The following is a 14,249-nucleotide window of genomic DNA, read 5'->3' as shown; positions in this document are numbered from 1 at the left end:
CGTCCGGGCTCAGGTCAGGCGCCCGGCGTGGGCGCCGACCATTTCCGCCAGCGCGTCGGCCACGGCCCGCACGCGCGGCGAGCGCCTCACATCGGGGTGCACCACGCTCCATATCTCCCGCATGGCCGGCCGGCCTTCGCCGGGCACCTCGGCCAGCAGCGCGTCGCCTCGCGCCATGAAGTCCGGCAGCATCGCAAGCCCGAGGCCGCCGCGGCAGGCGTTGTGCAGTGCCGTCAGGTCGTTGCTGCGCAGCACGAAAGGCCGTTCGCCCGCGATCTCGGCCAGCAACTGCTGGTGCGGCACATTGCCGGGCGGATCGCTGTAGCCCAGGAAGCGCCAGTCGGCTTCGGGCCGTGACAGCCATGCCGGTGCGGCGTACAGCCTGAACGACAGCTCGCCGAGCTTGCGCGCCGCAAGGCCGGGCTCGGTCGGGCGCATGAAGCGCAGTGCGATGTCCGCGTCGCGCCGCTGCAGGTTGGCGCTGCGCAGCTCGCCCACGATGTCCAGTTCGATGCCCGGCCACCGTTCGGCCTGTGCGGCCCACAGCGGCACGATGAAGTGGCTGGCAAAGGCCGGCGGCGCGGAAACCCGAACGGTGCCCTGCGCGGCGGTGCTGGCTGCGGCGGCGCGCGCGAAGGCCATCACCTCCTGCTCCAGCCGCTCGGCGGGCGCGAGCAGCGCTTCGCCCTCGCCGGTCAGAGCCCAGCTTCGCGGCAGGCGATCGAACAGGCGCACGCCGATGTGCGACTCCAGCGCGCCGACCCTGCGCGCCACCGTCGAATGCTCGACGCGCAACTGCCGCGCCGCGCCCGACAGGCTGCCTTCGCGCGCCACCGCCACGAAATAGCGGATGTCGTCCCAGGTGAGCGAGGCGAGCGCGGCGTCGTGGGGGTGAGCTGGCGATTCGTGCACAACAGATGCGAAGGTTTGGGGAATGGCGGTTGATTCTGCCCGTCGCTATTGTTCAACGCATCGTTCGTTTCATCTTCCAAGGACTTCGCATGAACATCGCGCCACCGCCGCAACAGCAACTACAACAACCCTTCATTCCCTACGGCGCGCCCGTGTCCCTCGATGTGGCGCGCCGAGTGGCCGCCACCGCCGAGGCCGAAGCCCGCGCCAACGGCTGGCCCATGGTGATCGCCGTGATGGACAGCGCCGCCAACCTCGTGCTGCTGCACAAGATGGACCATGCGCAGACCGGCAGCGTGGAGATCGCGCAGGCCAAGGCCCGCAGCACCGTGCGCTTCAAGCGGCCGACGCGCGTGTTCGAGGAAGCGCTGGCCGCGGGCGGCCTGAACTTGCGGCTGCTCGCCACCGAAGGCGCGTGCCCGCTCGAAGGCGGCTTGCCGCTGATGCACGGCGGGCAACTGATCGGCGCCATCGGCGTCTCGGGCATGCAGTCGACGCAGGATGCGCGGGTGGCGGCCGTGGGCGCGCAGGCCGTCGCCTGACGACTCGGCTCAGGCTTCGTTCCAGACCAGCCAGTCGCGCGTGGTTCCGGCCCAGCTGATCACGCCCGCGAGCAGCGTGCCGCCGAGCACGTCGATCAGCACGTGCTGCCGCGTCGCCAGCGTCGAGTAGACGATGCCGAGCGACCACAGCACATTCACCGCATGCGTCCACGCGGGCGCCTTCACGCTGCGCAACTGGCGCCCCAGCAGCACGGCGGTGAGCACCGCGAACGCGACGTGCAACGAAGGGAAGGCATTGCCGCCCACGTCGGTGGCCTTGAGGAACTGCAGCGCCGGGTACTGCGCCCAGTCCACCGGAAACACCGGTACTGTGGTCGGAAAGAGCCAGAAGACCACCAGCCCCACGGCCGCCATGATCGCGGCGTCGCGCGCGCAGGCCCACAGTTCGGCCTTGTCCTTCGCCAGGGCCGGGGCCAGCGAGATGTAGAACCACAGCGAGCCGTACAGCAGCATGGCGTCGTCGCTCACGCCGACCCAGTGGTCCAGCGGCGTGAGCGGCATCACCGTCGGCTCCGACGGCGGGTTGTGCATCACCCAGAAGTACAGGAAGAAAAAGCCCGAGATGCCGAGCGTGGTGCCGATCATCTTGACCAGCCAGAGCGCGGCGATCCGCTGTCCCAATGCCATGTACCAGGGCACGGCAGGCAGGAAGGAGGGGCTCGCGGGGCGGGATGTCACCGATGCAGCTTCAGTAGGACGAAACGGCACAGCTTATGCGCGTGCATTGCGCGAACATTGCGCCTTCATTGCAATGTCTCTCCTAGAATGACCCGCTTATTTTTTCAGCAACAGCGCGTCACCATCCCCCATGAGAATCCTGCTCGTCGAAGACGAAGTCGACCTGGCACAAGCCCTTGCATCAGCGCTGCGTCAGAACCAGGCGGTGGTCGATGTGGCCAGCTCGCTGCGCGAAGCCGAAGAGGCCGTGCTCGGCGCCCAGCATGACGTGATCGTGCTCGACCGCGGGCTGCCCGATGGCGACGGCCTGTCGCTCGTGGCCTTCCTGCGCCAGAACGAGATTGCCACGGCCGTGCTGGTGCTCACCGCCATGACCGACGTGGCCGAGCGCGTGCTCAGCCTCGATGGCGGCGCCGACGACTACCTGGCCAAGCCTTTTTCAATGGACGAGCTGATGGCGCGCGTGCGTGCATTGGCGCGACGCCCCGCCGTGCGCGCCAACCTCGTCATGACGCTGGGGCAACTGCGCTTCGACCACCATGCGCGGCAGGCCCATGTGGGCGAGTCGAGCTTCACGCTGCCGCGCCGCGAACTGCTCGTGCTCGAAACCCTGCTCGAACACCGGGGCCGCACGGTGCTGCGCGAAACCCTGCAAGACCGCGTGTACGGCCACAAGGACGAGATCCAGTCGAACGCGCTCGACACGCACGTCTCGCGCCTGCGCTCCAAGCTCGACAAGGCCGGCGCGCAGGTCGAGATCCATGCGATACGCGGCGTGGGCTACCTGATCTGCGCCACGTCGTCTTCCCCATGATGAGCCTGCTCTCGCTGCGGTGGCGGCTGATCTGGAGCCTGATCCTGCTGCAGGTGGTGGTCGGCTCGTTGGTGCTGGGCGGCTTCATCGGCCTGGTCTGGGTGCTGGGCCGCATGGTCGATGAAACCGGGCAGGAGACCATCGGGGTGATCCAGCGGGCGCTGGCCCGCGATGCCCAGGGCAAGCTCGTCATGGCGCCGACGTCCGAGTTCCAGCGCCTGCGGAAGGCCGATCCGCCCTTCTGGTTCATCGCCCGCGATGACAAGGGCGGTGAAATCCGCGAAGGCGAGGTGCCGCCGAGGTACGTCGCGCTCCTGTCCGCATTCAACGGCATGGAACGCATGGGCATCGAGCCCTCGTCGGACAACACGCAGCCCAAGGCCCGCTTCGAGCGCGTGCAAAGCAGTGCGGGCCCGGTCAACGTGATGGTGCAGACCGGCGGCCCGCTGACGGTCAAGAACACGCTCAAGGGCACGGGCATGGTGTTCCTGTTCCTGGTCGCGCCGATGGCGCTGCTGACCAGCCTCGGCGTGATCCTGGCCACGCCCTTCGTGGTCAAGCGCGGCCTGAAGGGCGTGGTGGCCACGGCCGAGCATGCCGAGAGCATCGACGTGCACGAACGCACCACGCGGCTGCCGCTGGACAACGTGGCCAGCGAGATCCGGCCGCTGGTCAATGCGGTCAACCGCGCCTTCGACCGGCTCAACGAAGGCTACGACCGGCAGGAGCGCTTTCTGGCCGACGCGGCGCACGAGTTGCGCACGCCGATCACCACGCTGCAGATTCACCTCGAAGGGCTGCCGAGCGGCCCGCTCAAGGTGAAGCTGATGCAGGCCTCGGCACGGCTTGCCACGCTGGCCGAGCAGCTGCTCGACCTGCAGCGGCTCGACCACATCGCGTCGCACGACCAGCAGGTGGACCTGAAGGCACTGTGCGAGCGCGCGGCGGCCGACATTGCGCCGCTGGCGATCATGAACCGCTGCACGCTGTCGGTCGACGCGCCGCGGGCACTGATGGTGCGCGGCGATGCGCCCTCGCTCGAACGCGCGCTGGCCAACCTGATCCAGAACGCCATCGAGCATGGCGGGCAGGGCTGCGATATTCAGGTGCGGTTGTGCGAGCCGTCGTGCATCGAGGTGCTGGACTCGGGCCCCGGCATTCCCGAGGCCGACCGCGAGCGCGTGGTGGCGCCGTTCCACCGGCTCGTGCCGCGTGGGCGCGGTGCGGGGCTCGGGCTGCACCTGGTCGCCGAGGTCGCGCGCCTGCACGGCGGGCAGCTCACGATCGGGTCGGGCGAATCGGGTGGCGCGAAGATGCGGCTGGAGCTGAATCTCGACGCCTGAGCATCCGGTTGCAGGGTTCGGAAAACCACCGCGCTATCGCTTGCCCCAGCAGGCCCGAGGCGGCGACCACTGCCACGAACCAGAGCGGAATCCATGCAGCCGGCGCACCGGCCTGCTGGTACAGCCACGCACCGGGGATCACGACGAACATGTGCGTCAGGTAGACCTCGTAGCTGTTGCGGCCGAACCAGCGCAGCGGCGCGGCCACCGCACCCGCACACCATGTCCACGGCCGCCACTGCGTGACCGCCAGCAGCAGCGCCACGCCCATCTCCAGCAGCGTCACCTGAAGGCCGAAGCGCGTCAGGCCCAGGTGGAACACCTCCTTCCGAAAGCAGAAGACCCCGACGCTCAGCGCCGCGCCCGCGATCAGCATGAGCCGCTGCATGGCGACCGTCGGCAGCCGGGGCATGCGGTGCGCGAGCAGGGCGGCCAGACAGCCGAAGGCGATGCCGTCCATGCCTGAGAGGTACGAGTGGTCCTGCCACAGCTCGTTGTCGCTGAACACGCTGCGTGCGAAGGGGCCGAGCGCGATCGGCACGAGCAGCAGCCAGCCCAGCCGCCGCTCGTTGCCCATCAGCACGCAGAGCAGGGGAAAGGCCAGGTAGAAGGCTTCTTCCACCGACAGCGACCACAGCACGCCCCATGGCCCCGGCAGGTAGCCGACCTGTGCCTCCAGCCAGTTCAGATGCAACCCCAGCGCGGCCAGCAGTGCGCGCCACAGCGAGACCTTGTTCGTGTCCAGCGCGAACCACGCGCTGCCCGCCAGATGCAGCGCGCTCAGCACCACCAGGAGCAACAACAGGCTCGGCAGGATGCGTGCGGCGCGCAGGCGATAGAAGGCCGCCGGCCGCACCTGCGACAGATCGCCCCAGCGCCGTATCGATGCACTCGTGATGAGATAGCCCGAGACCACGAAGAACACGATCACCGCGTAGTAGCCGCTGCGAAACAGGATGCCCATGAGCCGTGGCCCGAGCGACTGCGCCAACTCCGGTGGACCAAATGGAATGCGCAGGTTCGCGTGCAGCAGCACGACGAACACCACCAGCAGGCCGCGCAACAGGTCGACGTGCGCCATGCGCGGCAGCGTGGTTTGGGTTTGCAACGGGAGCAGGGCGGCGGCAAGACGGGCCATCGCGGCGATTCTGTGCGAGCCCTTTGCATCGTGCCTGAAGGGCTGCTGAAGCACCGACAATCGACCGCTGCCCATGCCTTTCGCCGACCTCGACCTTCCCCAGCCGATCGACCTTGCCAGCGCCCAGGCGCTGATCGCGGCCATTCAATCCGAAGCCGCGGCGCAGCAGGTCGCCTTGCGCGTGCCACCGTCCGAGCCCACCACCTGCTGTGGTCGCGGCTGCAATGGCTGCGTGTGGGAGGGCTGGCTGGCGGCCGTGGCCTATTGGCGCGACGAGGCTTCGCTGCTGCTCGACTCGGCCTGAGGCGCCGTCGCAGTGGCATGCACTAGCACACGAACCTGAAGGCCCCGGCGGTCACCGCCGTTTAGAGTGGCCGATTCAAATTCAGGAGGAACCCGCATGACCGCATTTCGCCGAAGCAATGTCGCTCGCCTCGTTTCCGTTCTTGCGCTGCCGTTGGTCGTCGTGCTTGCCGGATGCAAGCCTGAGGCCCCTGCGGCACCGTCGGCTGCGGTGGCCCCAGCCGGCCTCGTGGTGCCCGAGAAGCAGCAGGCCGAAAAGCTCAACGCCTATGTCGTGGCCTACAACAAGCTGCTGCAATGGCACAGCTTCGGCAAGATCCTGCGCGACTACCAGCGCGCCAATCCGAAGATCGCCAAGGCAGGTGCCGCGCTCGACAGCTACAGCTTCAGTGGTGGCGACGTCGACGACGCCCTGCGCGCCTTCGACAAGGCGATGGCCATGACGCAATCACTGCCCGAACTCGACGAGCCGGGCAAGGCGCTCAAGGCCGCGCTCGAAGCGGTCAACCCGTTGATCAAGGAAGCCCGCACCTACGAAAGCACCAAGGAATACCTGAGCGACAAGGGCGCCAAGGCGCGCCAGATGGACGGCCCGCTGGTTGCTGCACTGGTCGCGGCCAACAGGGCCACTGCAACCTTCGGCACCGCCCTGTCCGGGCAGACGCTCAAGCGCGACGAGGCGGAGCTGGCCACGCTCAAGCCGGGCACCGTGGGCTTTCACAAGCTGAAGGTATCGCTCGAAACCCGCAAGCTCGCCAGCGCCGTCAAGCTCGCGCTCGACGACCCGCAGAACGTGCCCGCCATCGACATCGCGCTGCAGGCCGTGAGCGCCGCGAACACCGAACTCGGCACGCTGCGCAAGGACCCGAAGGCGCCGCCCGCATGGGACCCGGTGTGCGCGATGTACAAGGACAAGATCGACACGCTGATCGGCGGCACGCGTACATTGGTGACCGCCATGAAGGGCGGTTCGGGCAAGGCGGTTGCCGATGCTGCCAACCAGTGGTTCGACATGCGCAACAAGGCGGTCGACGCGTCGAACAGTTGCGGCGATTGAGCCTCGCTGCATGCACGCGCCGCAGGGGGGCGCGTGCCGGTCGGGCAACGGTGGCCGTGGACTATTGGTTCTGCGAACCGCGATGCGCCCAGCCGGTGGTGTGCTTCTCGATCACGCTGAAGAGTTCGTACATCAGCATGGCCATCGCGCCCACCACCATCAGGCCCGCGAAGGCCAGGCCCATCTGCATGGCCGAGCCGGCCGAGATCAGCAGATAGCCAATGCCTTCGTTGGCGGCCGTCATCTCGCTCACCGTGGTGCCGACGAAGGCCAGCGTGATGGCGACCTTCAGTGAGCCGAAGAAGTAGGGCATCGAGCGCGGCAGGCCGATCTTCATGAGCACGTCCCAGCGCTTGGCGCCGAGCACGCGCAGCACGTCTTCCAGCTCGGGCTCCAGCGTGGCCAGGCCGGTCGCGATGTTGACCATGATCGGGAAGAAGCTGATCAGAAAGGCCGTGAGAATCGCCGGCCCGACACCGATGCCGAACCACACCACCAGGATCGGCACGAAGGCCGCCTTGGGCAGCGCATTGAAGGCCGTCATGAGCGGGTAGACGGCCGCATAGGCGATGCGCGAGCTGCCGATGACGAAGCCCATCAGCACGCCCACCACGATCGCCAGGCCGAAGCCCGCCATCGTGACCCAGAAGGTGCGCCACGCATGGCCCGCGATGATTTCCTTGTATTCCCAGAACTGCGTCCAGATGCGCCAGGGGCTCGGGAAGATGAAGTCGGAGACCTCGAAGCCCGCGCAGATGATCTGCCACAGCAGGATCACCGCGACCAGCAGCAGCCACGGCGACCAGCGTTCGATTTGCTTGGTGTTCTTCATGGGTGCGCTCCGCTCAATGGGCCGCAGCAGCGGCCGTCTGGGCCGCGCTGATGCCCGTGTTGCGGATGGCACCGATGTGCCCGCGCAGCTCCAGCACGATGTCGGTGAACTCCTTGGTGTACGTGAGTTCGAGTTCGCGCGGACGCGGCAGCTCGATCTCGCGCTTGACCACGAAGCGCCCCGGGCTCTTGCTCATCACATACACCGTGTCGGCCAGGAACACCGACTCGCGCAGGTCGTGCGTGACCAGGATCACGTTGAACTGCTGCTCGGTCCAGAGGTCGCGCAGGATGCACCACAGCTCTTCGCGCGTGAACGCATCGAGCGCGCCGAAAGGCTCGTCGAGCAGCAGCATCTTGGGCTCATGGATGAGCGCGCGGCAGATGCTCGCGCGCTGCTGCATGCCGCCCGAGAGCTGCCACGGAAACTTGTCTTCATAGCCCGCAAGGCCCACCTTCTGCAGCAGCTTGCGCGCGCGCTCGACGTATTCCTTGCGCTTGGCCTTGAAGTTCGAGCGGTAGGGCTCGACGATTTCCAGCGGCAGCAGCACGTTGTCGACCGTGGTGCGCCAGGGCAGCAGCGAGGGCGCCTGGAAGGCCATGCCCGAGATCTTCAGCGGCCCGGTGACCGGTTCGCCGTCGATGCGGATCTTGCCCATCGACGGCATCTTCAGCCCGGTGGTGAGCTTCATGAAGGTCGACTTGCCGCAGCCCGAAGGCCCGACGATGGCGATGAACTCCCCGCGCTTGACCTTCAGGTCGATGGCCTCGACCGCGAAGTGGTTCTCGCGCAGCAGCTCTTCGTTGTAGGCGAGCCAGACGTCCTGGAAGTCGACGAAGGGGGCCGTGGTGTCTGGTGCGGCTGCCTGCATCACTTGCGCAGGACGGTGTTGAGTTCAGCGGCGGGCGGCAGCAGCGAGGCTGTCCACACGGCATCGGGGCTCACGCGGGTCTTGGTGTTGAAAGCGTCCGACACCTGCGAGGCCATCAGCGCCATGCGGCCCGCGTTGACGCCGCCGAAGCCTTCGGTGCGTGCATCGGGGCTGTTGATGACGGTGTCGATGGCCAGTTGCAGGCGTCGCGTTTCGAGCTTGCTGTCGATGATGCCGTCGCGTGCCTTCACCGAGGCGATGGCCACCGCGGGGTTGGCGATGACTTCCTTCGCGCCCTTGGTGAAGGCCGAGAGGAAGGCCTTCACCGCCGCCGGGTTCTCCTTGATGAGCTTGGGCGACGCGATGATGACGTTGCCGTAGAGCTTCACGCCGTAGTCGGGGTAGGGAAGGATCACCACGTCGGCCGTCTTGGCGCCGCGCGCTTCGAGGTTGAGCAGCGAGGTGAAGGTGAAGCCGGTGATGGCGTCGATGTCGCCGCGCATCAGCATGGTCTCGCGCAGCGTCGGGTCCATCGCGGTCCAGTTGACGGCGCCGATGTTGTTGGCCTTGGCGAAGATCGGGAACGCACGGCGGCCCGCGTCGAACACTGGCGCGCCGAGCTTCTTGCCCGCAAGGTCGGCGGGCTTGGTGATGCCGCTCTTCTTGAGCGCCATGACCGAGGCCGGCGTGTTGTTGTAGACCATCATCACCGCGACCGGCTTGTTCGGGCTGTCAGGGTTGTTGGCGTGGAATTCCATCAGCGCCGCGAGGTCGGCAAAGCCCATTTCATACGCACCCGAAGCCACGCGCGTGACCGTGCCGCCCGAGCCGTTGCCCGCGTCGATGGTCACGTCCAGGCCGGCTGCCTTGAAGTAGCCCTTGGCGGCGGGGTGCAGGAACAGTGCGGCCGGTCCTTCGAAGCGCCAGTCGAGCTGGAACTTGATCGGCGTCGGGGTCTGGGCAAAGGCCGAAGAGAGGCCGAAGCTGAGGGCCGAAACGGCGAGGAAGGACTGGACCAGTTGGCGCTTGTTCATGCGAGTTCCGTGAATGTGAGTGCTTCGGCATTCAAGCAAAAACGGTGCCCGCACGCGATTGGTGCGAACCCTTCCGGTGAAACACGGTGGTGCGCCGCCCGCGCCCCGGTGGTGCCTAGCCTTGCATCTCAGGCATTGGATGCACCGAAGCCGAGCCAATACGGGTCGCCCACCCGCTTGCCGACGCTGCTGGCGGCATCGCGCACGATCGCGCCGAAGCGTTCGATGAGCGGCTCCGACAGCATTTCCGCCGGCAGCGCGATGCCGAAGGCGTAGGTCTGGCGTGTGGCGGCATCGAACACCGCCGCCGAAATGCCGGCCACGTTGGTCACGTATTCACCGCGCGACAACGCCCAGCCGGTGTCGCGGATCACGGCCAGCCGGCCGAGCAAATCCTTTCGCGTCTTGGGGGCATGGCCGCGGCCCTGGTCGAGCCGGGGGCCGAGCAGCGCCGTCACTTCTTCGTCGCTCTGGCGGGCCAGCAGCGCGCGGCCCATGGCGCTTGAATAGGCCGGCGCACGGCTGCCCGGCGGCGTGTAGATCTGCAGCGCGCCGGCGCCGGTGCGCATCTGGATCACCAGCGTGTCGATGCCGTCGAGCACGTTGATGTAGCCGGTGAAGCTGGTCTCGTGCACCAGCGCGTCGAGCGCTTCCTCCACCAGCGAGGCGGTGTTGCGCGAGGCGCGGAAGTGGTACGACGCTTCCATGATCACGCCGCCCGGCCGGTAGGCGCGCGTGGCCGCGTCGCGGTCGAGAAAACCGTAGCCGGCCATCATGCTCAGCGTGCGCGAGGCCGAGCTTTTCGGCAGGCCCAGCTCGGTCACCACGTCCGTCACCGTGATGTCGCGGCGCAGCCGCGCGATCAGCTTCAGGACGTCCATGGCGTTGGCGAGGGTGCTCATATTTCTTGGCTTGTGGCGGGTTGGGGATCATAGGTTCGGCGGCATCGGGGTCTTCCCGGATCGGTGCGGACGCGCCTTGACAGCGGATTGCGCCGATCTATCATTCAGTTCTATTTTATTGGATTGAGTTCCAAAAAATGGAACTTTCAAGGAATGACCATGACCCATGAAGTGACGGCGCTCGCACCGCTGCACGACGAAGGCGATGCATCGAAGGCGCGGCTGGCCGCGCAGGCATCGAGCGGCCCGCATCCGAAAGCGCTGGCGCCTGCGAACCTGATCCTCACGGTGGTGTTGAGCGTGTTCGGCGCCATCGTCGGCATCCAGATGCTGGCGAGCCTGGGCATCACGCCGAGCACTTCGCTGATCGGCGCGCTCGCGGCCATGACGCTGGCGCGCGTGCCGCTGGCCATGTTCCGGGGCTTTCGCTCGGTGCATGCGCAGAACCTGGCGCAGACCAGCATTTCGTCGGCCACCTTCGGCGCGGCCAACAGCCTGTTCCTGCCGATCGGCATCCCCTTTCTCTTCGGCCTGCCCGACATGGTGGTGCCGATGCTGGTGGGCGTGAGCCTGGCGATGCTGCTCGACGCGTGGCTGCTTTACCGCATGTTCGACACGCCGGCCTTTCCGGCGAAGAACCCGTGGCCGCTGGGCATTGCCGCGGCCGAAGCCATCAAGGCGGGCGACGGCGGTGGCAAGCAGGCCTGGCTGCTGCTGGGTGGGTTGGCGACGGGTGTGGCGGGCGCGGTGTTCAAGCTGCCGATGTCGGCCTTTGGCGTGGCGCTGATCGGCGGCCTCGGCGCGATGATCGCCTTCGGCATCGGGCTGCTGGTGCGTGGCTATTCGACGCCGCTGTTCGGCATGGACATCGGCACGCTGTACGTGCCGCACGGCATGATGATCGGCGCCGGCATCGTCGCGCTGGTGCAGGTGGCGCGCGTGGTGCTGAAGAAGCGCGACGGCGGTTCGCGCAATGCGGCAGCAGCCGACACGCAGGAGGCACGCGGCGCCACCGCGCTGGGACGCTCGCTGCGGCTGGGCAGCGTCGGTTACCTCGCGATCATGGTGCTGCTGGCCGTCGGCACCGGCGTGTACACCGGCATGTCGCCCACGATGCTCGTGTGCTTCGTCATCTACGGCACCTTCGCGGCCTTCGTGCATGAGCTGATCGTCGGCATCGCGGCCATGCACTCGGGCTGGTTCCCCGCATTCGCGGTGGCGCTGATCTCGCTGCTCATCGGCATCCTGATCGGCTTTCCGCCCGAGGCGCTGGTGGTGCTGGCCGGCTTCTCCGCCGCCACCGGCCCGGCCTTCGCCGACATGGGCTACGACCTGAAGGCCGGCCACATCCTGCGTGGCGAAACCTCGGGCACCGCCTTCGAGCTGGACGGCCGGCGCGAACAGATGATCGCGGGCATGGTGGGCTTTGCGGTGGCCATCGTCGTGGTCGCCTGCACCTACAAGATGTTCTTCGCCAACCACCAGACGGCGCCGATCAACGCGGCCTACGTGGCCGCCATCAAGGCCGGCATCTCGGGCGACACAGCGCGCAACCTGGCGCTGTGGGCGATTCCCGGCGCCATCCTGCAAGTGCTGGGCGGCTCGCGCCAGCAACTGGGCGTGCTGTTCGCCACCGGCCTGCTCATCGCGAGCCCGATGGCCGGCTGGATGGTCGCGGCCGGCATCGCATGCCGCCTTGTCGTGCATCGCGTGGTCGGTGTGTCCGCACGCGAAAAGCTCGAAGTGTTTGCAGGCGGCGTGATCGCGGGCGATGCGCTCTACAGCTTCTTCTCGGGCGCCGTGAAGAGCCTGCGCAAGTAGCGCTGTGCGCCTTTCCTTTTCTTCTTCCCTTCATCACACAGGAACAACGAATCCATGAAACGCAATCTGACAAGCGACGACGTTCGCGCGGCCATCTGGGGCGGCGCCATCCTCGGTGGGGGCGGCGGCGGGCTGATCGAAGCCGGCGAGCGCGCCGCGAAGCTCGCGCTGCAGGTCGGCACGCCGCAGCTGTGGAGCATCGACGAGTTCGACCCCACCGCGCTCACCGCCACGATGGCGCTGGTCGGCGCGCCGGCCGCGCCCGATCCGCATGTGCAGCCCGCGCACCTGCTGCGCACCATCGAGCTGCTGCGGCGCGAACTGCCGGCGGGCCAGAAGCTGGTCGGCCTGCATGCCAACGAGAACGGCGCCGAGACCACGGTCAACGGCTGGTTCCACGCGGCCATGACCGGCCTGCCCGTCATCGACCTGGCCTGCAACGGTCGCGCGCATCCGTCGAGCGTGATGGGCGCGCTGGGCCTGCACACCGAGCCGGACTACCTGTCGGTGCAGGCCTATTCGGGCGGCGAACCACACCGCTATGTCGAAGGCGTGGTGTCGGGCCGGCTCGAACAGACTTCCGCCGTGGTGCGCCGCGCCTCGGTGGAGGCGGGCGGTCTCGTGGCCGTGGCGCGCAATCCGGTGAGCGTGGGCTATGCCCGCCAGCACGGTGCGCCGGGCGCGATCAGCCATGCGATTGCGCTGGGCCAAACTTATCTCGATGGCGGTGTCGACGCCGTGGCCCGTTCGCTCGATGGCCGGATCGTGGCCGAGGGCACGGTGCGCACCTACCGCTGCGAACAGCAGGAAGGGCTGGATGTGGGCGTGGTCGAACTCGACGACGCGGCCGGCACCAGGCTGCGCTTCATCAACGAATACATGCTGCTGGAACAAGGCGGCAAGCGCATCGCCCGCTTCCCCGATCTGGTGATGACCTTCTCGGATGACGGCCAGCCGGTGGTGTCGGCGCACGTGCGTCAGGGCGCGAAGCTGCGCGTGATGGTCGCGCCGCGCGCACGCTTGCTGCTCTCGCGCACGATGTTCATGCCCGAGCTGTACCGGCCGCTGGAAAAGTCGCTGGGCGAGGCCTTCGCGCCTGAAGAAGAAGCGCTGGCCTGATCCGTTCAAACCCACACAGGGAGAAATCACCATGACATTGCGCGTGCGATGGATACGGACCGTCGGCAACGACACTTACAACGAACGCTTTGCCCGTGAGTTCGCCGAGGTGAAGAACCAAGGCACCGAAGTCGAAGTGGTGTCGCTGCGAAACCCCTCGGTGCAGCACCACGTCGAATACCAGAGCTACGAGGCGCTGCTGGGCGCCGACATCGTGCGTGTGGTGCGCGATGCCGCCGTGAAGCAGTTCGACGCCGTGGTGGTCGGCTGCTTCTACGACCCGGTGCTGGTCGAGGCGCGCGAGATCTCGGGCGAAACGGTGGTGGTCGCGCCATGCCAGGCGTCGTTCGAGATCGCATCGAACCTGGCGCAGAAGGTGTCGATCATCGTCGGGCGCCGCAAGTGGGTGCCGCGCATCGAGTCGCGCGTGCGCGAGTACGGCCACGGCCATCTGCTGGCCTCGTGCCGCGCGCTGCAACTGGGCGTGGAAGACTTCCAGCGCGACCGCAACGAGACCGTGCGCCGCATGGTCGAGCAGGGCCGCCGCGCCATCGACGAAGACGGCGCCGAGGCGCTGATCCTCGGTTGCACGCTGGAGTTCGGCTTCTACAAGCAACTGCAGGACGTGCTGGGCGTGCCCGTCATCGATTCGGCGCTGGCGGCCTTCAAGCGCGCCGAGGCGCTGGCCGATACCAAGCAGCGCTTCGGCTGGAAGCCCAGCCGCGTCGGCGGCTGCGAGCCGCCGCCTGAAGCCGAAGAGCTGCTGGCCTGGAATGTCTTCGACCCGGCGCAGGTGCCCATCGCATCGCCTTTCCACGCCTGAGCGACGCAAAGAAAAAACGCCCCGCTGCGATGACCGCAG

15 protein-coding genes are annotated in these 14,249 nt (G+C 67.4%); 8 read left to right on the top strand and 7 right to left on the bottom strand.

The features are described from left to right. Positions 1-9 precede the first annotated feature (9 nt). Complete coding sequence (locus ACSFB7_RS17540; protein ID WP_435472313.1) at positions 10-912, bottom strand: LysR family transcriptional regulator; 903 nt, start codon at positions 910-912, stop codon at positions 10-12. Positions 913-1,001: 89 nt separating this feature from the next. On the opposite strand from ACSFB7_RS17540, the gene ACSFB7_RS17535 reads away from it, so the two are divergent. Further along, a complete protein-coding gene (locus tag ACSFB7_RS17535; RefSeq protein WP_435472311.1) occupies positions 1,002-1,454 on the top strand; it encodes a GlcG/HbpS family heme-binding protein in 453 nt (150 codons plus the stop codon). Positions 1,455-1,463: 9 nt separating this feature from the next. On the opposite strand, the gene ACSFB7_RS17530 is transcribed toward ACSFB7_RS17535, so the two are convergent. Beyond that, on the bottom strand, positions 1,464-2,153 hold the full coding sequence (locus tag ACSFB7_RS17530) for a phosphatase PAP2 family protein (protein ID WP_435472309.1): 690 nt from the start codon (positions 2,151-2,153) through the stop codon (positions 1,464-1,466). 130 nt (positions 2,154-2,283) lie between these two features. Here ACSFB7_RS17530 and ACSFB7_RS17525 point away from each other — a divergent pair, with 130 nt between their 5' ends. Together ACSFB7_RS17525 and ACSFB7_RS17520 are read left to right on the top strand one after the other, a co-directional pair. Beyond that, positions 2,284-2,967 (top strand): response regulator, encoded by a 684-nt coding sequence (locus ACSFB7_RS17525; RefSeq protein WP_435472307.1) that lies wholly within the window; start codon positions 2,284-2,286, stop codon positions 2,965-2,967. Next, complete coding sequence (locus ACSFB7_RS17520) at positions 2,964-4,310, top strand: sensor histidine kinase (RefSeq protein WP_435472305.1); 1,347 nt, start codon at positions 2,964-2,966, stop codon at positions 4,308-4,310. Before ACSFB7_RS17525 ends, ACSFB7_RS17520 begins: the two co-directional genes overlap by 4 nt. On the opposite strand, the gene ACSFB7_RS17515 is transcribed toward ACSFB7_RS17520, so the two are convergent. After that, on the bottom strand, positions 4,246-5,448 hold the full coding sequence (locus ACSFB7_RS17515; protein ID WP_435472303.1) for an acyltransferase family protein: 1,203 nt from the start codon (positions 5,446-5,448) through the stop codon (positions 4,246-4,248). The two genes, ACSFB7_RS17520 and ACSFB7_RS17515, sit on opposite strands and share 65 nt — an antisense overlap. Before the next feature lie 73 nt (positions 5,449-5,521). Here ACSFB7_RS17515 and ACSFB7_RS17510 point away from each other — a divergent pair, with 73 nt between their 5' ends. Then, complete coding sequence (locus ACSFB7_RS17510) at positions 5,522-5,752, top strand: oxidoreductase-like domain-containing protein (RefSeq protein ID WP_435472301.1); 231 nt, start codon at positions 5,522-5,524, stop codon at positions 5,750-5,752. 96 nt (positions 5,753-5,848) lie between these two features. Next, positions 5,849-6,808 (top strand): DUF3829 domain-containing protein, encoded by a 960-nt coding sequence (locus ACSFB7_RS17505; RefSeq protein WP_435472299.1) that lies wholly within the window; start codon positions 5,849-5,851, stop codon positions 6,806-6,808. 61 nt (positions 6,809-6,869) lie between these two features. Here the strand turns inward: ACSFB7_RS17505 and ACSFB7_RS17500 are convergent, their stop codons facing one another. The 4 genes from ACSFB7_RS17500 to ACSFB7_RS17485 form a co-directional block, all read right to left on the bottom strand. Then, complete coding sequence (locus ACSFB7_RS17500; RefSeq protein ID WP_435472297.1) at positions 6,870-7,640, bottom strand: ABC transporter permease; 771 nt, start codon at positions 7,638-7,640, stop codon at positions 6,870-6,872. Positions 7,641-7,653: 13 nt separating this feature from the next. Beyond that, positions 7,654-8,511, bottom strand: coding sequence for an ABC transporter ATP-binding protein (locus tag ACSFB7_RS17495; protein ID WP_435472295.1), 858 nt, complete (start codon positions 8,509-8,511; stop codon positions 7,654-7,656). After that, positions 8,511-9,545: an ABC transporter substrate-binding protein gene (locus ACSFB7_RS17490; RefSeq protein ID WP_435472293.1), complete on the bottom strand. Its 1,035-nt coding sequence runs from the start codon at positions 9,543-9,545 to the stop codon at positions 8,511-8,513. Before ACSFB7_RS17490 ends, ACSFB7_RS17495 begins: the two co-directional genes overlap by 1 nt. A 128-nt stretch (positions 9,546-9,673) precedes the next feature. Continuing rightward, on the bottom strand, positions 9,674-10,447 hold the full coding sequence (locus ACSFB7_RS17485; protein ID WP_435472291.1) for an IclR family transcriptional regulator: 774 nt from the start codon (positions 10,445-10,447) through the stop codon (positions 9,674-9,676). Between the two features lie 159 nt (positions 10,448-10,606). On the opposite strand from ACSFB7_RS17485, the gene ACSFB7_RS17480 reads away from it, so the two are divergent. Genes ACSFB7_RS17480 through ACSFB7_RS17470 form a run of 3 tightly spaced genes read left to right on the top strand, consistent with a single transcriptional unit; the run spans position 10,607 to position 14,210 of the window. Beyond that, a complete protein-coding gene (locus ACSFB7_RS17480) occupies positions 10,607-12,268 on the top strand; it encodes an OPT/YSL family transporter (protein ID WP_435472289.1) in 1,662 nt (553 codons plus the stop codon). 54 nt (positions 12,269-12,322) lie between these two features. Then, a complete protein-coding gene (locus tag ACSFB7_RS17475; protein ID WP_435472287.1) occupies positions 12,323-13,387 on the top strand; it encodes an S-methyl thiohydantoin desulfurase domain-containing protein in 1,065 nt (354 codons plus the stop codon). Between the two features lie 31 nt (positions 13,388-13,418). Then, positions 13,419-14,210, top strand: a complete 792-nt coding sequence (locus tag ACSFB7_RS17470) for an aspartate/glutamate racemase family protein (protein ID WP_435472285.1) — start codon at positions 13,419-13,421, stop codon at positions 14,208-14,210. Positions 14,211-14,249 lie beyond the last annotated feature (39 nt).

Origin of the sequence: Variovorax raffinosi (assembly GCF_051216615.1) — a bacterium.
Lineage (GTDB): Bacteria > Pseudomonadota > Gammaproteobacteria > Burkholderiales > Burkholderiaceae_C > Variovorax.
The sequence above is the reverse complement of the archived record's forward strand: the minus strand, read 5'-3'. Positions and strand labels throughout refer to the sequence as shown.

Bases quoted from the DNA above. Each gene is read 5' to 3' on its own strand.
- ACSFB7_RS17535 (WP_435472311.1), top strand. From the start codon at position 1,002: ATGAACATCGCGCCACCGCCGCAACAGCAACTACAACAACCCTTCATT.
- ACSFB7_RS17525 (WP_435472307.1), top strand. From the start codon at position 2,284: ATGAGAATCCTGCTCGTCGAAGACGAAGTCGACCTGGCACAAGCCCTT.
- ACSFB7_RS17520 (WP_435472305.1), top strand. From the start codon at position 2,964: ATGATGAGCCTGCTCTCGCTGCGGTGGCGGCTGATCTGGAGCCTGATC.
- ACSFB7_RS17515 (WP_435472303.1), bottom strand. From the start codon at position 5,448: ATGGCCCGTCTTGCCGCCGCCCTGCTCCCGTTGCAAACCCAAACCACG.
- ACSFB7_RS17510 (WP_435472301.1), top strand. From the start codon at position 5,522: ATGCCTTTCGCCGACCTCGACCTTCCCCAGCCGATCGACCTTGCCAGC.
- ACSFB7_RS17505 (WP_435472299.1), top strand. From the start codon at position 5,849: ATGACCGCATTTCGCCGAAGCAATGTCGCTCGCCTCGTTTCCGTTCTT.
- ACSFB7_RS17500 (WP_435472297.1), bottom strand. From the start codon at position 7,640: ATGAAGAACACCAAGCAAATCGAACGCTGGTCGCCGTGGCTGCTGCTG.
- ACSFB7_RS17495 (WP_435472295.1), bottom strand. From the start codon at position 8,511: ATGCAGGCAGCCGCACCAGACACCACGGCCCCCTTCGTCGACTTCCAG.
- ACSFB7_RS17490 (WP_435472293.1), bottom strand. From the start codon at position 9,545: ATGAACAAGCGCCAACTGGTCCAGTCCTTCCTCGCCGTTTCGGCCCTC.
- ACSFB7_RS17485 (WP_435472291.1), bottom strand. From the start codon at position 10,447: ATGAGCACCCTCGCCAACGCCATGGACGTCCTGAAGCTGATCGCGCGG.
- ACSFB7_RS17480 (WP_435472289.1), top strand. From the start codon at position 10,607: ATGACCCATGAAGTGACGGCGCTCGCACCGCTGCACGACGAAGGCGAT.
- ACSFB7_RS17475 (WP_435472287.1), top strand. From the start codon at position 12,323: ATGAAACGCAATCTGACAAGCGACGACGTTCGCGCGGCCATCTGGGGC.
- ACSFB7_RS17470 (WP_435472285.1), top strand. From the start codon at position 13,419: ATGACATTGCGCGTGCGATGGATACGGACCGTCGGCAACGACACTTAC.